Annotated in this window: 24 protein-coding genes; 7 read left to right on the top strand and 17 right to left on the bottom strand. The window is 44.0% G+C overall.

From position 1 onward, the window contains the following. Positions 1 to 155 precede the first annotated feature (155 nt). Complete coding sequence (locus ACDQ55_RS03930) at positions 156 to 1349, top strand: MFS transporter (protein ID WP_420979815.1); 1194 nt, start codon at positions 156 to 158, stop codon at positions 1347 to 1349. On the opposite strand, the gene rmuC is transcribed toward ACDQ55_RS03930, so the two are convergent. From rmuC to ACDQ55_RS03910, 4 genes are all read right to left on the bottom strand, one after another. After that, positions 1350 to 2780 (bottom strand): DNA recombination protein RmuC, encoded by a 1431-nt coding sequence (rmuC, locus tag ACDQ55_RS03925; RefSeq protein ID WP_420979814.1) that lies wholly within the window; start codon positions 2778 to 2780, stop codon positions 1350 to 1352. A 154-nt stretch (positions 2781 to 2934) separates the two neighbouring features. Beyond that, entirely contained in the window at positions 2935 to 4011 is a 1077-nt protein-coding gene (locus ACDQ55_RS03920; RefSeq protein WP_420979813.1) for an iron-containing alcohol dehydrogenase family protein, read from the bottom strand. 21 nt (positions 4012 to 4032) lie between these two features. Then, positions 4033 to 4758 carry a 3-deoxy-manno-octulosonate cytidylyltransferase gene (kdsB, locus tag ACDQ55_RS03915; RefSeq protein WP_420979812.1) on the bottom strand — a complete coding sequence of 242 codons (726 nt, stop codon included), beginning with the start codon at positions 4756 to 4758 and terminating at the stop codon, positions 4033 to 4035. A 40-nt stretch (positions 4759 to 4798) separates the two neighbouring features. Next, positions 4799 to 5989, bottom strand: a complete 1191-nt coding sequence (locus ACDQ55_RS03910; RefSeq protein WP_420979811.1) for a DegT/DnrJ/EryC1/StrS family aminotransferase — start codon at positions 5987 to 5989, stop codon at positions 4799 to 4801. Between the two features lie 118 nt (positions 5990 to 6107). Here ACDQ55_RS03910 and ACDQ55_RS03905 point away from each other — a divergent pair, with 118 nt between their 5' ends. Beyond that, a complete protein-coding gene (locus ACDQ55_RS03905; RefSeq protein ID WP_420979810.1) occupies positions 6108 to 6536 on the top strand; it encodes a YybH family protein in 429 nt (142 codons plus the stop codon). Between the two features lie 154 nt (positions 6537 to 6690). On the opposite strand, the gene ACDQ55_RS03900 is transcribed toward ACDQ55_RS03905, so the two are convergent. Further along, a complete protein-coding gene (locus ACDQ55_RS03900; protein ID WP_420979809.1) occupies positions 6691 to 6900 on the bottom strand; it encodes a hypothetical protein in 210 nt (69 codons plus the stop codon). A 386-nt stretch (positions 6901 to 7286) separates the two neighbouring features. Here ACDQ55_RS03900 and ACDQ55_RS03895 point away from each other — a divergent pair, with 386 nt between their 5' ends. Beyond that, positions 7287 to 7841 carry a CAP domain-containing protein gene (locus ACDQ55_RS03895; RefSeq protein ID WP_420979808.1) on the top strand — a complete coding sequence of 185 codons (555 nt, stop codon included), beginning with the start codon at positions 7287 to 7289 and terminating at the stop codon, positions 7839 to 7841. Here ACDQ55_RS03895 and ACDQ55_RS03890 read toward each other — a convergent pair whose 3' ends face one another. Beyond that, on the bottom strand, positions 7842 to 8147 hold the full coding sequence (locus ACDQ55_RS03890; RefSeq protein ID WP_420979807.1) for a hypothetical protein: 306 nt from the start codon (positions 8145 to 8147) through the stop codon (positions 7842 to 7844). It lies immediately after the preceding gene. 21 nt (positions 8148 to 8168) lie between these two features. Continuing rightward, positions 8169 to 8909, bottom strand: coding sequence for a glycoside hydrolase family 25 protein (locus ACDQ55_RS03885; protein WP_420979805.1), 741 nt, complete (start codon positions 8907 to 8909; stop codon positions 8169 to 8171). Positions 8910 to 9039: 130 nt separating this feature from the next. Between ACDQ55_RS03885 and ACDQ55_RS03880 the strand changes: the two genes are divergently transcribed. Further along, positions 9040 to 10065: an SPASM domain-containing protein gene (locus tag ACDQ55_RS03880; RefSeq protein ID WP_420979803.1), complete on the top strand. Its 1026-nt coding sequence runs from the start codon at positions 9040 to 9042 to the stop codon at positions 10063 to 10065. A gap of 108 nt (positions 10066 to 10173) precedes the next feature. Here the strand turns inward: ACDQ55_RS03880 and ACDQ55_RS03875 are convergent, their stop codons facing one another. Genes ACDQ55_RS03875 through ACDQ55_RS03865 form a run of 3 tightly spaced genes read right to left on the bottom strand, consistent with a single transcriptional unit; the run spans position 10174 to position 11215 of the window. After that, the gene (locus ACDQ55_RS03875; RefSeq protein ID WP_420979802.1) at positions 10174 to 10527 is read right to left on the bottom strand and encodes a hypothetical protein; all 354 of its coding nucleotides are present in this window, start codon (positions 10525 to 10527) and stop codon (positions 10174 to 10176) included. A 20-nt stretch (positions 10528 to 10547) separates the two neighbouring features. Next, positions 10548 to 10997 carry a hypothetical protein gene (locus tag ACDQ55_RS03870; RefSeq protein ID WP_420979800.1) on the bottom strand — a complete coding sequence of 150 codons (450 nt, stop codon included), beginning with the start codon at positions 10995 to 10997 and terminating at the stop codon, positions 10548 to 10550. 23 nt (positions 10998 to 11020) lie between these two features. Next, the gene (locus ACDQ55_RS03865) at positions 11021 to 11215 is read right to left on the bottom strand and encodes a hypothetical protein (protein WP_420979799.1); all 195 of its coding nucleotides are present in this window, start codon (positions 11213 to 11215) and stop codon (positions 11021 to 11023) included. A 215-nt stretch (positions 11216 to 11430) separates the two neighbouring features. Here ACDQ55_RS03865 and ACDQ55_RS03860 point away from each other — a divergent pair, with 215 nt between their 5' ends. Beyond that, the gene (locus ACDQ55_RS03860) at positions 11431 to 12462 is read left to right on the top strand and encodes an AI-2E family transporter (protein WP_420979798.1); all 1032 of its coding nucleotides are present in this window, start codon (positions 11431 to 11433) and stop codon (positions 12460 to 12462) included. 16 nt (positions 12463 to 12478) lie between these two features. On the opposite strand, the gene nadD is transcribed toward ACDQ55_RS03860, so the two are convergent. From nadD to paaA, 5 genes are all read right to left on the bottom strand, one after another. Then, complete coding sequence (gene nadD, locus ACDQ55_RS03855) at positions 12479 to 13048, bottom strand: nicotinate (nicotinamide) nucleotide adenylyltransferase (protein ID WP_420979797.1); 570 nt, start codon at positions 13046 to 13048, stop codon at positions 12479 to 12481. 83 nt (positions 13049 to 13131) lie between these two features. Further along, positions 13132 to 13650, bottom strand: coding sequence for a 1,2-phenylacetyl-CoA epoxidase subunit PaaD (paaD, locus tag ACDQ55_RS03850; protein WP_420979796.1), 519 nt, complete (start codon positions 13648 to 13650; stop codon positions 13132 to 13134). Then, on the bottom strand, positions 13625 to 14392 hold the full coding sequence (gene paaC / locus ACDQ55_RS03845) for a 1,2-phenylacetyl-CoA epoxidase subunit PaaC (protein ID WP_420979795.1): 768 nt from the start codon (positions 14390 to 14392) through the stop codon (positions 13625 to 13627). The genes paaD and paaC overlap by 26 nt, the downstream gene beginning before the upstream one ends. After that, positions 14389 to 14757: a hypothetical protein gene (locus tag ACDQ55_RS03840; protein WP_420979793.1), complete on the bottom strand. Its 369-nt coding sequence runs from the start codon at positions 14755 to 14757 to the stop codon at positions 14389 to 14391. Before ACDQ55_RS03840 ends, paaC begins: the two co-directional genes overlap by 4 nt. Before the next feature lie 40 nt (positions 14758 to 14797). Further along, positions 14798 to 15799: a 1,2-phenylacetyl-CoA epoxidase subunit PaaA gene (gene paaA / locus ACDQ55_RS03835; protein ID WP_420979792.1), complete on the bottom strand. Its 1002-nt coding sequence runs from the start codon at positions 15797 to 15799 to the stop codon at positions 14798 to 14800. A gap of 184 nt (positions 15800 to 15983) precedes the next feature. On the opposite strand from paaA, the gene ACDQ55_RS03830 reads away from it, so the two are divergent. Continuing rightward, complete coding sequence (locus ACDQ55_RS03830) at positions 15984 to 16646, top strand: DUF922 domain-containing protein (protein ID WP_420979791.1); 663 nt, start codon at positions 15984 to 15986, stop codon at positions 16644 to 16646. Between the two features lie 121 nt (positions 16647 to 16767). Beyond that, the gene (locus tag ACDQ55_RS03825) at positions 16768 to 18210 is read left to right on the top strand and encodes a S41 family peptidase (protein ID WP_420979790.1); all 1443 of its coding nucleotides are present in this window, start codon (positions 16768 to 16770) and stop codon (positions 18208 to 18210) included. A gap of 82 nt (positions 18211 to 18292) precedes the next feature. Here the strand turns inward: ACDQ55_RS03825 and ACDQ55_RS03820 are convergent, their stop codons facing one another. Then, positions 18293 to 19216, bottom strand: a complete 924-nt coding sequence (locus ACDQ55_RS03820; RefSeq protein WP_420979788.1) for a M28 family peptidase — start codon at positions 19214 to 19216, stop codon at positions 18293 to 18295. Positions 19217 to 19265: 49 nt separating this feature from the next. Beyond that, entirely contained in the window at positions 19266 to 21395 is a 2130-nt protein-coding gene (gene feoB / locus ACDQ55_RS03815; RefSeq protein ID WP_420979787.1) for a ferrous iron transport protein B, read from the bottom strand. Between the last annotated feature and the right edge of the window lie 150 nt (positions 21396 to 21545).

The following is a 21545-nucleotide window of genomic DNA, read 5'->3' as shown; positions in this document are numbered from 1 at the left end:
AATTATAATAAATTTACGATTTAGGGAGATAGATAAATATGATCATGGTTTAACAACCGGTTAATATAAACAGGTATCTCCTGGTTTTTGTTCATGTTTTGCGATAGCGCTATTTACTTTGCTAAAATTATACCATAGTTACTAATTTTGCGTACATGAACCAGCAGACAGACCGCATTTACCATCTTCATTTCATTCTACTTTGTCTTAGCAACGCACTTTTTTCTGCCAGTTTTAACATGATGATTCCGGAGTTACCTGCTTACCTTACCCGTATGGGCGGAGCAGATTACAAAGGGTATATTATTGGCTTGTTCACTTTGATGGCAGGGCTTTCCCGGCCTTTCAGCGGAAAACTTACAGATACTGTAGGACGTGTGCCGGTAATGATTTTCGGTTCATTGACCTGTGTGGTTTGCAGTTTGTCTTATCCTTTGATCAGCTCTGTGGGAGCTTTTCTACTACTCCGTTTCTTTCATGGTTTTTCCACTGGTTTCAAACCTACAGGTACTGCTGCCTATGTATCAGATATGGTGCCGGCTACGCGCCGTGGTGAAGCCATGGGGATGGTAGGATTATTCAGCACTATTGGAATGGCTATGGGGCCGGCCATTGGTGGCTACATAGCGGTGCGGTGGAATATCAACGTCATGTTCCAGCTTTCTGCTGTATTTGCCTTATTGTCTGTGGTCATCCTAATCGGTATGAAAGAAACGCTGGTAAACAGGCAACGTTTTCGTTTTGTATTGTTGAAAATTTATCCGAATGAAATTTTTGAGCCGTTGGTATGGTCTCCGGTGATCATCACTTTTCTCACATATTTCAGTTATGGCGCAGTATTAACTATTATACCTGATTTCAGTACTTTCTTGGGCATTAACAACAAAGGGCTGTTCTTTACATTTTTCACTGCCAGCTCTATTGGTATACGTTTGTTGGCCGGAAAAGTATCAGACCAATACGGGCGAGTGCCTATCCTTAAAGTTTCAGCCATTATGATGGCCGCTTCTATGGTGCTGATGGCTGCTACCACCAGCGGTACACTACTATTATTGGCAGCAGTGGTATATGGCGTTTCTGTAGGGCTGAACGCTCCTGCCGTTACCGCCTGGACAATAGACCTTGGCCGGCCAGAATACCGCGGCAGGGCTCTGGCCAGCATGTATATTGCTATGGAAGCTGGTATTGGGCTTGGGGCCTGGTTTTCGGCTTTTATTTACCGTAACCGCGCCAGTAATTTCCCGCTTACCTTCTATATATTTGCGGGTATTACGCTAATGGCTACCTTATATTTAAGCTTCATTTACAAACCGGCCAGTTCTAAACCGGCAACCATCCGTAAACGGTAGTTAATTCACCAACTCTTCTTCGTTGGCCGCATTGGCAGGAGGAATAACGGTTACCTGATCCTCTTCCGGCAACTCCCGTTCCGTCAATTCCCTGGACAATACTTTTTTATTGTCCAGCCCTAGTTTACGCATCTTTTCTGCGCGTCCTACCAGGTTACCATTACCGGTGGTTAATTTATTCATCGCACCCTCATAGGCATCCTGGCTACGTTTCAATTGTTCTCCTATCTTGCTCATATCTTCCGCAAAACCTACAAATTTGTCGTAGAGCGCGCTACCTTGCTTCACAATTTCTTCAGCATTTTTATTTTGCCGGTCTAGCCGCCACATGTTATCGATTACGCGTAAAGTGGCGAGCAGGGAAGGCACACTTACCAGAATAATACGCTTACGGAAAGCAAAATCATACAACTCTTCCTCCGGCTGCATAATAGCCAGCGCATAAGCTGGTTCTATGGGGATGAACAACATCACAAAATCAGTAGTGTTACGGTATAAGGTATGATAGGCCTTATCACTTAATTCCGTGATATGGTTTTTTACTGATTGCAGGTGCATTTTCAGTGCGTGCCGTTTATCTTCTTCATTAGTGGCACTACAATATTGTTCGTAAGCTTTCAGCGATACTTTAGAATCTATTACCAATTGCCGGTTTTCTGGTAAATGCAATACGAGGTCCGGCCTTCTCAACTGTCCGGCATCATCCCGCTGCGCGTCCTGCGTAAAGTAATGGACTCCTTTCTCCAAACCAGAGGCCTCCAATACCCGCTCCAGGATCATTTCCCCCCAATTACCCTGCTTTTTGGTATCAGCCTTTAAGGCATTAGTGAGGTTATTGGCTTCTTTAGATAACGTTTGATTCAGCAGCAACAGGCGCTGTAGCTCATTTTTAAGCTCTGTTCTTTGCTCGGTTTCAGCCACCAGCGATTGCTGTACACTGCTGCGGAAATTATCTATCTTTTCAGACAATGGTTTCAACACATCATCCATTTTTATCCGGTTCTGTTCCATGAAATTGCCTGAAATCCGCTGCAATAATTGTTGGGCCGTATTCTCAAATTGTATTTTAAAATCCTGCTGAACTTGCTGCAACCTTTCTTTCTCCCCATGCAGCTGCTGTACCAGGTATTTGTTCTGTTCTTCCAATCGCCCCTGCCCAGACATCAACACAGAAAACTCTTCATTGATACGCTCCAGCTGTTGTTGTTTCTCCCTTAACTCTATCACTTTATCATCCAGCATATTTTGCAGGTACTCCTGTTTAACCCCCAACTGGAGATTTCTCTCCTGCTGTGTTGCATAACTGGCCTGCAATGCATTGAGCTGCTGGCTATGTGTTGCCACCTCCTGTTGTTGTTGCTGTTTTGAGGCAAATAAAAGATACCCCAGCACCAATATGCCTACTCCCGAAATAATTAATAATATCAGCATGATCACATCTTGTCGTACAATAATAACTTTTCTCTACGCACTGAATCTGCGTTGCAGTATAATAATTTCCTGTATCCGCTAAATAACAGGGGGAGAAAAAATGTAGTGCCCCACATCTTTCTCCCCTAATATTTATCTTTAAGCCAACTATTTATTACAGGCGCTCGTACAGTTTCCGTAGTCTTTCGCGTGTCATGATCTCTTTCCAATCTTTGCCCAGGGCGTTTTCCCATAGTGGCGCCATACCCAATGACACATTAATCATGGTATCAAACTGTTCATCTGTAAGCCCCTGGGTAATACCTTGAGGAATAGTGATGTTGTGTTTTTTCACCATTTCCTTGAACTTGGTCACGCCTTCAGGATAAAACTCCTCCAGCTTATCGAACACGATACAATTACCGATGCCGTGCTTGGTACCCAGCAGGTAAGCCAATCCATAGCTCACGGCATGGGCCACGCCTACCTGAGAATAAGCAATGCTCATACCTCCGGCATAGGAAGCCATCATCAATTTTTCGTCGGCATCATCATCCCAGTTTTCTTTCTGCAGGAAAATTTCTTCGCAAAGCTCCTGGGCCTTTTCTCCATAAGACTTACTAAAAGCATTCAGGTAAGTACCCTGCAGCGACTCTACACAGTGGATGAAGCAATCCATGGCGGTATAGAAACGCTGGTTTACTTCTACCGTTTTAGTAAGGGAAGGGTCCAGCACAATCTGGTCAAAAGGGGTAAAATCGGAGTTCATACCCAACTTACGGGTAGGTCCTGTTAACACACAGGTACGGCTTACTTCTGCACCAGTACCGGAGATAGTGGGTATGCCCACCTTATATACGCCCGCTACCTTTACCAGGTCCCAACCCTGATAATCGGCAGAAGAACCCGGATTAGTCATCATTAACGCCACGGCCTTGGCCATGTCCATTACAGACCCTCCTCCGATACCGATAATACCGGATACAGTGCCAAACTCAGCTTTCAGCTCATCGCGGATCTGATCTACATATTTAGTTTTAGGTTCGTCCGTTACATCAATCACCACTATTTTATCCTTTCCCTGCAACGGTATACGTGACAAAAATTCCTGCTTGTCCTGGAAATACTCATCCACGAAGAAAATCATGGGAGCATCACCTGCACGTTTGGGGGCTAGTATTTCACCCAGCTGATCAAAACATCCGCTGCCGTAAACCACATAGTCCACCATTTTAAAGTTCCTGAATTTCATATATCCGTTTTTGTTAGACTGTTATAAAAGTTTAGCCGCCTTTTCTAAGTCTTCTGGCGTATCAATTTCTACTCCCATATAAGATGTCACTACCATCTTCATCGGGATACCGTTTTCCAGATAACGCAGACACTCAATTTTCTCTGCCGCTTCCAGAGGCGTTACCGGCATCTTTGTAAAATCAAGCAATGTTTGCTTGCGGAAAGCATAGATCCCGATATGTTCGTAATACACGGATTTAATTTCCTTGTTACGCGGATACGGTATCACCGAACGGGAAAAGAACAGGGCATTAAAATTTTTATCTACTGCCACTTTTACGTAGTTCGGGTCTTCAATGGAAGCCGGATCTTTCAGCTCCTGCATCAATGAGGCTACCTGTACTTTCGCACCCTCTTCCCCTTCAAATACCTTCAACAGCTTCTCCAATGGCCCTTTCTGTGTAAAAGGCTCGTCTCCCTGTACATTCACTACAATATCCACCTCCATTTCTTCCACAGCTTCGGCTATACGGTCGGTGCCACATTCGTGCTCCTTTTTGCTCATCACAGCTTTACCACCATTACTAACAATTTCATTGTAAATAAGATCGCTATCGGTCACCACCATTACGTCATCGAATACGCCGGTGTTCACGGCAGATTCATAAGTACGCAGGATCACTGTTTTATCACCCAGTTTTGCCATCATTTTACCAGGAAAACGGGTGGCGCTATAACGGGCAGGTATCAACGCTATTTTCTTCATGTATGCATCATTTATTATCTGTAAAAGACCTTTGTAGGAATTACAGTACGCTTTTCACCGCCATTACCAGCTTTTTTGCTTTCTCCTGTATTTCAGCGTCGCTCCAACCCAGGTTGATCGGGGTAGAAATATTTCTACCAATAATCGCATCAGAAGCAGGGAATTCTTTGGTTTTATATATGTCCATAGCCTGTTTCAGGCCGGGAGCGAATGGCGTTAATACAGCACCTTCTTTAAAATGGCTCCACTGGCGGATATAATGCCAATTGTTATCATAATAATAAAAAGCTGCCAGTCCGGCTGCTTTCATGGCCGCAGCGGCTTTGCTCGCCTGAGCGGCTTCCGGGAGGAAGAACGACAAGAAAGTAGCACTGTCGCCTGCTTCATCCGGTAAGCGGCGGAAGGTAACGCCAGGTACAGTAGCCAGGGCGTCTTTAAATATTTTTTTGGTTTTGCGCTGAATTTCCAGGAAGGTATCAAGCTTGCGGATCTGCGCCAATCCTACAGCAGCGTGCAGTTCGGAAATACGGTAGTTATAACCGATAAATGGATGAAGATCAGCCCCACGGTCTACGCCCAGATGATCATGTCCATGATCCGTATAACCGTCGCATTTAGTATAAATATCTTTGTTATTGGTAATAATAGCACCACCTTCTGCACAGGTAATCGTTTTTACGAAATCGAAAGAAAAAGTACCGGCATCTCCGATAGATCCCAGAGCTTTTCCTTTATAGCTAGCGCCGAACGACTGGCAGGCGTCTTCCAACAAGAAGAGCTGATGCTTTTTACAAATTGCCTGCAGGGCATCCAGGTCTGCCATCGCACCGCACATATGCACCGGCATCACTGCCTTGGTACGGGGGGTGATCGCTGCTTCCACGGCTTTAGGGTCCAGGGTTAGCGTATCATCTACATCTACCAGTACCGGGGTAGCACCTACGGAAAAAACAGATTCAAAACTGGCAACAAATGTAAAGGTGGGCATGATAATTTCATCGCCTGCCCCTATTCCCAGCGCCGCCATCGCAGTTGTTAAGGCTGCGGTGCCGCTGGAGGCCAGTTGAGCGTATTGTACATTCAGTTTATCGCAAATAGCCTGTTCCAGCTCCTTTGCTTTCCAGATGCCTTTACGCGGCCCATCGAATCCGTAACGCATCATAATGCCTGTTTCCAGCACATCGTTTACTTCTTTTCTTTCCTCGGCGCCAAATAGTTCATATCCGGGCATAAGCTGTTGATTTTTAAAATATAATTGAAAGAGATGATTTAAATTGATCGTGCAAAGTTACTATAATCAGGGTTGCGTTACATCGGAAAAACTGTTTATCTTTTGCTAAAAAAATAACATGCGTTTTATCTTGTATTTTACCTTGTTGATAGCCTTATCAGGCATACCTGCTGCTGCACAGCAAGGCGCGAAAGAAAAAGCTACTGCTCTCCTTGCCGTGCAAACAACGGCCTGGAATAAAGGCGACATCGACGGATTTATGCAAACCTATTGGCATTCCGACTCTTTACTGTTTATTGGCAAAAATGGCGTTACCCGGGGCTGGCAAGCTACCCTGGAACGTTATAAAAAATCCTATCCAGATACTGCCGCTATGGGCAAACTGGATTTTAAGTTATTGGAATTCAAACCACTGGCTACAGATGTTTGCCTGGTAGTGGGGCAATGGCATCTGCAACGCAGCATTGGCGACCAACAAGGCCATTTTAGCCTCATCCTGAAAAAAATAAAAGGAGAATGGAAAATCATCGCAGACCATAGCAGCTAAAAAAACCATCCTAAGAATAGGATGGCCGCTATACACCACAACATTAAAGAAGTCTGGAACTTCTTTATCTTACAAAATAATTAAAGAACAGGCTTTCATGTGATATGGTAAAATGTGATGATAGATGATTTTTATGATAAGATGAGGCAATCATTTATTTATGATGATGTTTTATGCTCTTGTGTTTTTGTCCGCTTTCTTCATTATCCCTGACAATCTTATTTTCTTTTTCCGGCTGCTCAGATAAATCCCCATGCAAAGGATTACGGGTAGTGCTTCCTTTATCCTGGTCCAGTATGTCTACCGGCTTTTTTGCCCGCTGTTGATAAGCTTTGGATGATTGTTCATTTGTTTGCTTTTTCATATAATGCACTGTTTTAAAAAGATGAATAATAAGGTGGCACATGGAAAGAATTGCAAACCCTATTCCACCCAAAAAACCGGGCATTTTGAGCCAAAATACGAACTGAGGCCGGGGTATCGGTTCCCCAAATGATTGATTAGCAGTAGAAAAGAATCCCTACTTTTTATACTGCAATCATATAGCGTTTGTGATTAACATTAGATTCACAAAAAACGTAACGAATTTCTCATATAACCGCTTTATCTTCGGGGCCTCAAATATGTTTTAACCCATAGCCACTGATCAACCAAGAGTAGTTTTAATCCAATTCCTCCTAAAGCCTGTATTAGTTTTAATCCAGTCCTGTTTAGAACCCGGTATCTGTTAACTATAACTTATTAGAAGATATGTCCGGGAAAATTTTCCGAATTGCCGCTGTATTGCAGGCAGCGATATTTTTATGCAGTTGCACCAAGTCATCCTTGGTTACCCCCATTACGGTTACACCTGTTGTTACGGCAACAGATACGGTGTATGTCCCTGAAAACAGCGTAGACCGCAGCACATTGCTGCAATTGGTAAATGGATTACGCAGCCACGGTTGCAATTGCGGCGGCATAGCCATGCCTCCCGTAGCCGCGCTTACCTGGAATGGGTTATTGGAAAAGGCTGCCTACAACCATAGTAAGGATATGGCCCTAAACAAATACTTCGACCACAACGGCCTGGATGGCTCTACACCGGGCGCCCGCCTAGACGCTGTTGGTTATCACTGGAATTTTTATGGGGAAAATATCGCCACAGGTAATATGGACGAACAAGCCGTAGTATTAGGCTGGTTAAACAGCCCCAAACATTGCCACAATATGATGGACCCTAATTTTACTGAAATAGGGGTAGGTCGCTACAACGAGTTGTGGACTATGGAACTGGGAAAAAGAAATGCAGTAGTGGCACAGTAATCAGGGAGCGCTCATTTTCTTACGCCACATCCGCCATACCAGGTAGATATAGCCACCCAACGATAGCACAAACCACGAGTAAAAAAATATCATACGGCCGGGAGTAGATGCTTCCGGCTCTGCAAAACCTAAGTAAAGGCCCAGGAACACATTGATTAACATCCAAAACAAACCTATAAAAATGGTTCTCATAATCCTGATCAGGAAATGAAATAGCTCATAATCCAGTTTGTTAGGATTATCCTCCTGCTCCGGCGCTTCAGGAGCAGTGTCCTGGTTGTCTGGTGTGTCTGGTAATGTTGCCATTGCTAAATGATATAAACAATACTAAGGTATGCACAGTTTTGCAAGTGCGACACTATCTCCTCTGAATACATCAAAATCTACAGTGGTACGGATACCGTTTACCCGACCCAGGTCACTGTGTTGCCAAAACAACCAGGATCTGTCGGACCGGGGCCGTTCTTTCTGGTAATAGTGTGCTACCCATAATGGATAACGGTCGAATTCATCCCCCAGGTATGTTTCATAAAAATGAATATTGGTGTAGATAATGGGCTTCACTTTATATACCTTCTCCATTTCTTCCAGCCAAATACGGGCCGTACTACGTATAACCGCCGGAGGTTGACCATTGCTCGTTTCTATATCCAGCACCGGGGGCAAGTCGCCCGACTGCAACTCTACCACATTATGAAAATTAATGGCCTGCTTCAATGGATCGCGGGTAGCATAAAAAAAATGGTAAGCTCCCCTGATCAAACCAGCTTTACCCGCCTGGTCCCAGTTTTGTTGGAAAAGTGCATCCTGCCGCGTAATACCTTCAGTCGCCTTTATAAAGGCAAAGACTATACGAATATCATCTACCTGCATCTGTTTTACTGCCTGCCAGTTAATGTCTTTCTGGAATTTGGAAACGTCTATCCCATGTATCTTATAATTAACCGGCATCTCTATGCCGAATTCCTCATACTTAACAAAAGTGATTTTTCTTTCTTCTTGCCTCCACCACAAATAAGCCACTATGGCTATAAATACTAATAATAATCCGATCCAAATGCTTTTCACGTTGCTTCAGTTAGTTGCAGGGTAAATTGGGTATATATACGCTATAAACGCAGACAGCGCTAATTTTTCAGCAAGTATAGGCTATAATTTGTTTAAAGACGCTACTTTTACAATGGTCAAGTGAATTTTTATGCCCGATTTTAACCTGAAGGATACCCTGAATCTGTTTTCCAAATTCACCCTACGCCGCGGTATAAACGCTGGCAAGGTGCTGGGAAGCTACTTTGTCAGTAAATGGACTGGTAAGCCCGTGCAATGGGGTTACCCTATTTCTATCTCTTTTGAGCCCACCACTTCCTGCAACCTCCGTTGCCCGGAATGTCCTAGTGGCCTTAGAGCGTTTACCCGGCCTACCGGTATGCTGGAACAGGATTTCTTCCGGAAAACCATCGACGAAATTTCCAAAGAGCTGCTGTACCTGATCTTTTATTTCCAGGGAGAGCCCTACCTGAACACCGGCTTTCTGGATATGGTAAAATACGCCTCTTCCAAAGGCCTATATACTGCCACCTCTACCAATGCACATTATCTCACTGATGCCAATGCCAAAAAAACTGTGGAAAGTGGATTAGACCGGCTGATCATTTCTATAGACGGTACTACCCAGGACGTATATACGCAATACCGTGTAGGCGGCCAACTAGACAAAGTGATACAAGGCGCCAAAAATATTGTGAAGTGGAAGAAAGCGCTCAACTCTTCCAAACCATTTGTTTTCTTTCAGTTCCTGGTGGTAAAGCCTAATGAACACCAGATAGAAGATATAAAAAAACTGGCAAAAGAGATTGGCGTAGACCAGGTGCGCTTTAAAACTGCCCAAGTATACGACTACGAAGAAGGTAACCGCCTGATTCCTACTATCGATAAATATTCCCGCTATCATCGCAACGAAGACGGCACCTACGCTATCAAGAATAAACTGAGCAACCATTGCTGGCGACTCTGGCATTCCCCCGTTGTTACCTGGGACGGACTCGTAGTGCCTTGCTGCTTCGATAAAGATGCACAACACCGGCTAGGCAACCTCAAACAGGAATCCTTTAAAGCCGTATGGCATAATAAAGAATATATCCGTTTCCGTAGCCAGATCCTGGAAACCCGTAAAAACATTGATATTTGTGCTAATTGCAGTGAAGGCACTAAAGTGTGGGGATAACCGGCGCTATTTACTCAGGGGCCATCTTTACATTGGAAGGCCCCTGCCTTAAACAGTAGATACAGTGATGCAGATGTGATCTCAATAGGGTACGGTACAAACTATAAATTATTTATTGTCTACTGGTGCTTTCTTCTTCCGCCGGCTTTTAGTAACCTTGTTAAAAAGATTGATTCCCAGTTGTACACCGATAAACTCCAAAGCTGTCATTAATGCCCCGGTAGCAAAATTTTTGAATTTACCGCTACCCCATGCTATTTTAGCTACATTCATCGCTACGTTGAACATACCGCTATGCTTGGTGCTACCTGGAATCACCGTATTCAATGCCATCTTTTTATAATTGCCCCTGAAATGGTCTACCCGGTTACCTAGTTCATTTTCCAATTGTTTGGAACGCGTTTTTAAGCGTGCTATTTCCAACTCCAGCGTTTCAAAGTTGGTCACTTTTATCTTACGCATGTGTAAACTTTTTGCATCGTTTAACCCATTGATGTGTTTTCGGTTGCTTCCTCATCGGGCACATAGGCCTCTCCCTGTGGCTCCTCATCTGTTTGATAACGAGCGTGTTCTTCCTTTTCTGTTATCTCATCTACTAATTCATTGATCAGCAAATTAGCCAGCGGCCTTTGTATCAACTGCTTCCGGAACAATAAGATAACCAGAAGCAATAATGCAAATAACCCCGCAGCGCAACTGAAACCAATAGTAAAGCTGTGTGTCATTTCACCGATCCAAAACCCTACTACCATTCCCAGAAACACAATTACAAAAAAGAACAACAGGAAGGCCATTGTCAGTGAGAAAAATAATCCCAATGCCTTTGATAGCTTTCCTGCTGCTTGGAGTTTGAGCAAATCCAACCGGGTTTCCAGGTATTCTTTGGCTACTCTTCCTGTTTGGTTAAAGTAGTTGCCGAAATTATCTTCCATGCAGATTAATTTATTCAGATGGATTATGCCAACTCATTCTCTAACGCATCTTCGAATTGCTCATTTCTTTTTCTCCATTTCTCTTTTAATTTTGCAGACTGGTCTTTGAGTTTTTCTACCAGCTCATCTTTCTTGTCTGAATTAAGGAAATAGCCAACTGCAACCCCCACGGCTGCACCTACAATAAATGAAACAACGGCTTTTGAACTTCTACTCATAATGAAGGGTTTTAAAAATGATTTAATCAGGTTTTCTTATTGGTATGTACGATTCAACAAACATTATTCCACAAATAGAAAATGACTAAAATTTCCTACGCAACCTACGCAATAAGAACAAGCGCTCCGCAATTTTGTTTAGTGTTCACAAAAGCATCACACGACCTAGCGGTCTGCTTTTTGACGTAACAATTCATTATACGATATTATGTACCATGAGCTACCTTGATAATGACCGTCTTAAACAAATTGCTTTCCTACTGCTTATACTGTTTCTGGGCGTGCTTCTTTTTATGGAGACATTTACCTACTTCCCGGGGTTTCTAGGTGCAATAACCCTATACGTTATTTGCCGGAAATGGATGTTTAACCTCGTAGAAGTAAGGAGCTGGAACAAAACATTGGCTGCCATCCTGTTAATGGTTTTATCTTTCCTTGTGATCTTACTGCCGGTAGGCATGTTAATTAATATGCTCACCACCAAGGTGGCTTATGCTGCCAGTCATTCTGCAGAAATGGTCGATAGCCTGAAACAAACCAGCGTAGATCTGGAAAAAGAGTTGGGATTCCGCCTTCTCACCACAGAAAGGTTACAGCAAATACAAGAAAGCATTACTGCTTTTGTTCCTGGCTTCCTCGGCGCTACTTTTACTACGCTTACCAACGTGGCGCTCCTCTACCTTATACTTTACTTTATGCTGGTAAGTGGCCGGCACATAGAAGCTTGCCTGTACGAATATATTCCATTGAAAGAGGAAAATGTAGCAAGATTGGGTAAGGAGTTCAACACACTGGTTATCGCCAATGCTGTGGGCATTCCCTTGATTGCAGTAGTACAAGGTATTGTATCCCTGATCGGATACCTGGTATTTGGCGTGCCCGAGCCTTTTTTCTGGTTTGTGGTTACCTGCTTTACTGCCATGCTGCCCGTTATTGGCGCCGCAGCGGTATATGTGCCCATGGGCGCTTACCTGCTGATCATTGGCGACACCTGGCAAGGACTGGCTATCCTCATCTATGGTTTTGGTATAGTGGGCACTTCCGATAACGTTGCCCGGCTATTGCTGGCCAAAAAAATTGCAGATGTACACCCACTGATCACCATTTTTGGTGTAATCGTTGGCGTTAGCCTGTTCGGATTCATCGGGCTTATCTTTGGCCCTCTCCTTATTTCCATGTTTATTCTGCTACTGGAAATTTATGGGAACGAATTTGTAGTAAAAAAAAGACAATCGCCACCCCAGTAATCATCCCCCGGAAAAATTAACGGTAGTAATTATTTTCTGCGATATAATTAATCACACCATCTGGCACCATATAACGTACGGATTTTCCTTCTTTTAGCCATTTGCGGATATCTGTAGCCGAAATATCCAGCATAGGCGCCTCCAGTATTTTGATATGGGCTCCCCAGGTATCTGTAATAGGATGTCCCGGACGACGGTATACGTAGATCGGATAGTTCCGGATAAGATGTTCAAAGTTTTTCCAGCGGGGCAGGTTCTGAAAGCTATCGCTTCCCATTATAATCGCAAATTCCTGTGTAGGGAACTTTTCTTTCAAATAAGCAAGTGTGTCTACAGTATAGGAAGGACGTGGCAGCGAAAATTCGATATTGCTGGCGCGCAAACGTACTTCATCTTTAATTGCCAGCTCCACCAGGTGAAAACGATCGTGTTCATTTAGCAAAGCAGACTGTGGTTTCAAAGGATTATGCGGGGAAACCACCAGCCATACTTTATCAAGATCTGTATTGTACGCTACATAATTGGCAATGATCAAATGCCCTGTGTGTATAGGATTAAAAGATCCAAAATACAAGCCTATTCTCATGGTTCGTCGTATAAATTGCCTATGGCGACATCAATTAATGCGTGTAAAAATAGGTATTTAATGCGGGAACAGGGCAATCGGGCTTATTCCAGGGGTTTAAACTGCTCAAATACCTGTCCACAGTGCTTACAAAAATGGATAGCCCTGCAAAGCGTGGCCCCAAATGGAGACCGCAGGTATGTTTCCTTACTACCACAATGCGGACAAGGTATTTCCGTGAGCACCTCCATAGTGAGCTCACCATTTATAACAGCGGGAGGCGCTATCTTATAGTTGCGGAGCTTTTCCCGGCCGGCATCCGTCATCCGGTTACTTTCCCAATGTTCTTGTTTATCCACTTCTACACTAACGACTATACCTAATTCCTGCTCAAGTATTGTTTTTATGTTCTGTTGGATATAGCTAACCGCCGGGCAAGCGGCAAATGTAGGGATCATCTTCACATGCACTTCTTCCTCTCCTATCTCTACTGCCGTGATCATGCCCAGATCTATTACGCTTAATACAGGAATTTCCGGGTCCATTACATGCGCCAGGGATTCATATACAGCTGCTATGGTGGTAGTGTCCGACATTTTACCAACTGGCCTCCGTGTCCACATTAAATACTTCGCCCATTTCATTTAACAACGGCTGCAGATATTCAGTATGCAACCCCCGTCGCCCGCCATATACCGGTACAATCGTGTCTGTAGCCGGCATTTTCAATCCTGTGGTGGCGAGTATGGAATAAATCCGGTCGAGCCAACGGTAATACAACGCTGTTTCGCCAGGGTATACTTTCCCGGAAACCAACATGTCTTCATCCTCATCCGGAGCTGCTTCAAAAATACCGGCCGCCAGCGCAATGGTATTGTTAAGGGCCAACTGCATCCGGAGATAACTTTCTTCTCCGGCACCGCTTAACTGTAAGATCCAGGCATTAGCATGCAGCGTATGATATTTCAGTTCTCCTTTTATCTTCTTACTGAGCAGCCGGAAAGGCTCAAAACTGCTATCCTGCAAACTTTCATAACGGATGGTTTCTGCCTGGTCGAAGAGGAAATGCCGCATTAGGCTGAAATCATATTCCCCATTGGGCATTTCTACCAGGTGCGACGATTTAAATGCTTTTTCCGGGCGCGTAAACGCAAAATGGTCTGCCTGTTCTCCACCCAACTCTTCCTGTAATATTTTGTACAAAGCCCAGGCATGACCTATTTTATCCTGCGCCATGGAAGAAAAGGCAATGTCTTCCTCCATCACAGGCCCCAACCCTGTCCACTCAGAGTTGCGATGACCCAATATCAGTTCATCATCTGCCATTTTAACGACCAGGTCTGTAAGAGCGGTGGTATGTGTCATTTGGATTGTTTGAATTTGTTGATCTTTTCCATCACCTTAAACCCGCTGGCGTCGCGGTAGTTCTTTTCAAGATTATTGGCAAACATGTCTTCATCTTCCACATCAAAAGCCAATATATCTGCACTTTTTACCACCCATAAGTTCACACATTTTTTGCGGCGGGCAAATTGTTCTTTTGCAAATACCAGGGCTAATGCAGCGTTAGGGGCATGCACACAGCCCACATGCTCATGGTGGGCGCCCCTCTTTTCCTGGTGAAATACTTCATATACATTCCAGTTTTCCCCTTCTTCTACTTTTATTACTTCGCCGGCTTCACCTAGTTTTAGCCTGTTTATCCGGGGATCTAATGAATCGTTAGACATGGATCATTAAGTCGTTTAAAAAATGAATGCGCTGTGCCTTTCAGGCTACTGGAAAAGCGCGTTTTTCTGTAATCGGTTGCATCAAGGCCTTACGTACCCAGCGCCCCTGTTCTTCCGCCCACTTACGCACCTGTAAACGTTCTGCATTACAGGGCCCTTCTCCGTTGATTACCCGGAAAAATTCATCCCAGTCGGGGTCTGTATATTCCCAACGACCGGTTATTTCATTTTTCATCAGGGCAGGATCTGGCAAGGTGAGCCCCAGTTCCCATATTTTTGGCACATACGCTTCCAGGAATTGGTTCCGCATATCATCGTTGCTGGCCATTTTCACCTTCCATCTCATTAGTTGTTCACTGTGGCTCGAACTTTTATCTGGCGGCCCAAAAAAGTGCATAATAGGTGGCCACCAACGGTTGAGGGCGTCTTGTAACATTGCTTTTTGTGCCGGCGTACCGATAGCCAGCTCAATAAAAGCATCATGCCCTTGTTTTAGGTGGAAACTTTCTTCATAGCAAATCCGCTCCAATGCCCGGCAATAAGGACCATAAGAACCCTTGGCGTTGGCCACCTGGTTCACAATGGCTGCAGCATCTATCAGGAAACCGATCACTGCCACATCCGCCCAGGTTTCGGCCGGGTAATTAAACACATTGGAATATTTGGATTTTCCACTGAGCAGGTCGTTAATCATCGCTTCGCGCGACTTGCCAAGGGTTTCTGCTGCGTTGTACAACAATTGGCCATGGCCTATTTCATCTTGTACTTTAGCTATAAGGGCCAGTTTACGCTTAAATCCGGGCGCCCTGGTAATCCAGGTGCCTTCCGGTAAAGCGCCAATAATTTCCGAGTGGGCATGTTGTTCTATGAGGCGTATGAGCTGCTTGCGATAAGCAGCTGGCATCCAGTCGCCGGGTTCTATTTTTTCTCCCCTGGTAATACGATCTTCAAAAGCCGCCAACTTTTCCGGATCTTCGGGTTGTTGATCGGCATCCAATGGCCTCTTATTGGGCTCTTCGAAAATATATCCACCGCCGTACATATGCGATTGTTTTGGTCTCTCGTAAATTACAGAAAAAAGACCGTTTCGGCAGGAAATCATTGTCAAAAAAGCAGGCAGGAAATGTTATAGAATCGCCAATTTTTATCCTATTGAAACATATGTAAGGCATTACCATTATTTTTAGAGATTATCAGTTATTTTTTAGAGATTATTTGTCTTACCAATGTTGTCGACTGTTGCTATATGGTATTTATTATTGCTGTCTCACAAGCATGCTCCTACCCGTTCTAATAAAACGGAAAAAAAGCATTATACTGTGATAGAACTGCATTTTGAAGAAAAAAAGGAAGCCTCTTCCCCGGAATCGGATACCCTGTTTTATCTGTCCAACCATCAACTACAATGGAACGACTTCAAAGCCAAACCTTCCCCTGCCGGATTTAGTGCTGCTGTATCCTATACGAGCTTTGCCTATGATGGCAATAGCGACCTGATCAATGATACCTTACACATTACCTTGCAGTTGCAGGTATTCTTTATTAAAAGCGCTTCCTGGGTAAGGCCTGATGCACGCGATAACTACACACTGGCCCACGAACAGCTACATTTTGATATTACCCGGCTGGTAGTAGAAAGATTTAAACAAAAATTGCGGCAAACAGCCCTCAACCGCGATGATTACGACAGCGTTATCCAATATCAATACCTCAAATCATTCCAGGAAATGAACCGCTTGCAATACAGATTTGACCAGGAAACCAATCATGGATTAAATGATGCCGAACAAATACGCTGGAGAGATAAAATAAGCGTAGGCCTGCGCAACAATGGCATTCTTCCTGAAGAATTGGGCATCGAAAGCACTCGTATACTACCGGGTCAATAACCTGTTTTTCATTATATTTATAAGATATGATCACACAGATTTAAACCTGTGTGATACAATGGCATCATTATCTTATAATGAAACGTATAACCCCTTTTTTTATCATGAAAAACTGAAATACATGCAAAAAAATTATCTCTACAAAACCCTGGTTATTTGTTTATTCCTTTTCATATTATTACCCGCTTGTAAAAAAAATGACGGTCCCGCCGGAAACAGTAACAATAACGCACAAGCGAAAAGCATTAACGACAGTATCTTTTTTATCACCAAAGATATTTATCTATGGACAGATGCACTTCCGGATTCCACCACCTTTAAGCCCAACAGCTTTTCTACTACCACCGCCATGTTCGATTCGCTCATCACTTATAAGAAAAATAGTTCCGGCGGTAATCTCGACAGATATAGCTTTCTGGATGACGGTTCTACTTCCAGAGCCCTGCAACAAGGTATAGTAGGTGATATGGGATTTGAAGTTGGCTGGGAAACCAATACCACCCTATATGTGGTATACGTATATCCCGGCTCACCGGCAGACCAGGCAGGTATTAAACGTGGCTGGCAGCTTACTGGTGTAAACGGTACCACCAGTTTTCAATATGGAAATGCCAGCAACAACCTGTTAAACCAGGCGTTGGGCGCCAGCAGCGCTTCTTTCTCCTTCCTGAAACCAGATAGCAGCAGCCAACAGATCACTTTAAGCGCTACCGATTATAAGCTGAACCCTGTGCTGTACTCCCATCTTTATGATTTTAACGGAACCAAGATCGGCTACTTTGTATTCAACAACTTTGTAGCATTGGAAGATGTACAATCACAGATCGATTCTATTTTCAATGCATTCAGCAAAGCCGGCGTACAACAAGTGATCATCGACCTGCGATATAACGGCGGCGGTATTGTACAAACCGCCGAATACCTGGCCAATTTACTTGTACCTGCCTCCAAAACCAACACTTTAATGTATACGCAAACGTATAACAATAATGTGCTGACCAATAATTACAGCGCCTACTTCAAAGGCATGAAGGCCGTACCTTACTATCCCACCACCAATTGGACAGACATCTTTTACAGTGAAGCCACTACCTATAAAAATACCAATTTCCAGAAAACAGGCGCCCTCAACCTAAGCAAGGTTAGCTTCCTGGTAACAGGTAATACCGTGTCTGCCAGTGAGCTATTATATAATGTGCTCAAACCTGCCATGACCACCAAACTGATTGGCCAAACTACTTATGGAAAGCCTGTAGGATTTATTAATATTACTTTCTCCCAGTATGATATGTACGCCGTTTGTTTCCAATCCCGCAATTCAGCCGGGGAAGGCGACTATTTCACTGGTTTAACGCCTGATATCAGTGAGTATGACGATTATACCTCCGATTGGGGCGACCTGCGTGATCCATTGTTGCACGCAGCACTTCTGGATATGGGTATTCCGGCCTCCTCACTGGGCCGTTCTGCCAAAGCATTCCTAAACAACCGGATCATCAGTACCCCTGCTAACCGGTTACAGGCAACCCGCTTCAAGGGCATGATCCAAACTTTTAAACGGTAATAAACCCTTTAATACCTTAAAAACACCGGGGTGGTATCTTTTTTAGATACCACCCCGGTGTTTATCTTAATGCCTTTACTCCCTACATTTTTCTGGCATTGCTATATTTATTTTCAGGCAAATCGTTGTCCAACTGCTTTACTACTGCTAATATTGCCTGTACCGACCTATAATAAAAAGAGTGATTAATACGTGCATACTTATCCGTTATATGGTGATAATCCGGATGGTCTTCTACACCGAAATAAAGAAAGGGAATCTGCTGTGCATAAAAAGCATACTGATCGCTTTGTTTAGTCCAATCTTCAATACCACTATCGTGCCCGGTGAGTAATTTTACGGTTACGCCATTCGCCACCGCATCAATGTATTTTTTCAGGTCTGGGAACTGATAGGTGCCACAGGCATACAATTCGTTTTTATCGTTGTGGGCAATCATATCCATATTCACATTCATTCTAATCTGCGTAAGTGGCACTGGTGGTTGTTGAACAAATGCTTTCGCGCCCTGCAGGCCTTCTTCCTCTCCGTCTAGTGCGGCAAAAATGAGTGTATAACGGGGCGGATGTTGTTTGAAATAAGTCGCCAGGGCCAGCAAGCCACCTACCCCGGAAGCATTGTCGTCGGCCCCGTTGAAGATAGAATCTTGCCCGTTGGCATTAGGCTTAATGCCCAGGTGATCGTAATGGGCAGAAATAACGATAACAGTGCTTAATTTACCTGGAATATAGCCGTACAAGTTAGTTCCCATGATACGCTTATCTCCCCCCTGGAAATAGAAAGGATATTCATAGGTATTATGATAAGGCGTAAGACCTATCTTTTTAAACCGGTCGATAATATAAAACTGGGCCATACGGTTACCCGGCGTACCCACTTTACGGCCTTCAAACTTGTCGTCGGAAAGGGTGCGGATATCCTTCATCAGTTGTGAGGAATCAATAGCAGATTGTGCTACTGCCGACATCGATAGCAATAGGCAGATACTGTAATAGAGCCATTTCATATACAATTGCATTTAAGGGTAACTACTATAGCTGCAATGTACAAAGATATTATTTGAAGATATGAAAGATGATGAAACTGCAGATATAGGCCAGTCCGGTCATATACAACAACTGCATAGCCGGATATTTCCAGGACTTGGTTTCCCGTTTCACAATGGCCATGGTACTCATACATTGCATGGCAAAAGCATAAAAGATCATTAGTGATAACCCTGCAGCTAATGTATATACCTGCGCCCCGTCTGGCCAGGTGGCAGACGACAGTTTTTCACGCAACGTAGCGTTATTGTTATTAGGATCTTCTCCCACACTATACAAGGTGGCCATGGTTCCTACAAATACTTCCCTGGCAGCAAAAGAGGTAATTAAAGCAATACCTATTTTCCAATCGAAGCCCAATGGGCGGATAACCGGTTCTATAGCATGACCGAGCACGCCGGCATAAGAGTTGGATAATTTGGCAGATTGAAACTGTTTATTCAGTTCGGCTACCTGCGGAGAATCGGCCGGTACTTGCGCCAGCAGCTGTTCATAATGCCGGTGCACTGGTTCCATCCTGCTGGCAGGCCCATAAGAAGCCAGGAACCAGAGAATCACCGAGATCACCACAATTACTTTACCGGCATCCTTTACAAATATTTTCGCCTTCTCTACCATGGTAGTACCCACATTCGCCCAACGTGGGGAACGGTATACCGGCAACTCCATAATAAAATAGCTTTTCTCCTTAATACGTACAAAAAGCTTCATGATCGCTGCGATACAAATAGCCATCACAAAACCCAGTAAGTAAAGCCCCATCATTACCAGACCCCGTAACCCTAATATACCAATATGTTTGTCGGGGATCACCAATGCAATCATCATGGTATAAATAGGTAACCTGGCCGAGCAACTCATTAAAGGCGTTACCATAATGGTGATCAACCTTTCTTTTTTATTCTCGATGGTACGGGTGGCCATGATAGCTGGTACCGCGCAGGCTACACCGCTGATCAGTGGCATCACCGATTTCCCATTTAGTCCCACCTGTCTCATCAAACGATCTGTAAGGAAGCTGATACGGGCCATATAGCCGGTATCTTCCAAAATAGTGATCAGGCCAAACAGGATCATGATCTGAGGTATAAATACTGCAAACCCGCTAACTCCGGCCAGGATACCATTGATAAAGAAATCGCTGACCTTATTGTCTGGCAAGGTGCTGCTTAACCAACCACTTAATGCCCCAAATCCTTTCTCAATCCAATCCATCGGATAAGAAGCCAGCCAGAAAATGCTCTGGAAAAGTAAAAACATTACCAACAACAGGATCACATATCCCCAGAAACGATGCAGCAGCAGATCATCTATTTTTTCGGAACGCAATTGTTTCTGCAGAGGATCGGTTTCCACCACGGTTGCCTTCATAATATGCTTGATGCGGGCATACCGCTGCATAATTTCTTCGGCCTGTATCTTCGTTTTGTTGAATTGATGTTGTTCCAGGGATTGACGTATCGCCACTTTCTGTTGTTTATCCAGGAAGGGCAGGTCTTCTGCATTCACGGCGATGTGCAAAGCGCCATAATCGCTTTTGCAGGACACTGTTTTCTTCACGTCATCAATCACCTCTTTGGCCAGTGCATTGTTATTGATAAAATCCCTGGGAGGAATGCTATAGTGGGAGCGCAGAGCCAGGTCTATCACTTTTTTGATCTCTGTGATCCCTTTATTCTTACGGGGATTAATAGATACCACCGGTACGCCCAACTCTCTTTCCAGCCCATCCAGGTCTATTTCCACCCCCTTTTTACGGGCAATGTCCAACATAGTCAGGGCAATAATAACCGGAATTTTCAGGTCTATGATCTGGGAACAAAAGAGTAGGTTCCGCTTTAGATTGGAGGCATCAGCCACGATAATCACCAGGCGGGGAACGTCTTCATTTTTCTGGTTAATCAGCACGTCATAGGTAACATATTCATCCGCACTTTTAGGATACAGGCTATAGGTTCCCGGCAAATCGATAATATTGGCAGCAAGGCCAGGCACTATCTGAGCTGTTCCGGTTTTCTTATCTACCGTTACTCCTGGAAAGTTGCCCACCTTTTGGTTTAAACCGGTGAGCGCATTAAAAAGGGAACTTTTGCCACTATTCGGATTTCCTACCAGCGCGATGTTTATGGGAGCCTGCATTCCTTATCTTATCCTATTTTTTAATATTAACTGCTGAATACGCAAAGTTAAACATTAATCGGCCTGTCGGATGATCATATCGGGAAATATCTGCCCATCGCACAAAATAATAAAATTTTTAATATATAATACAATCATAACAAATACAAT

The organism is Chitinophaga sp. 30R24 (assembly GCF_049056765.1).
GTDB lineage: Bacteria > Bacteroidota > Bacteroidia > Chitinophagales > Chitinophagaceae > Chitinophaga.
The sequence above is the reverse complement of the archived record's forward strand: the minus strand, read 5'-3'. Positions and strand labels throughout refer to the sequence as shown.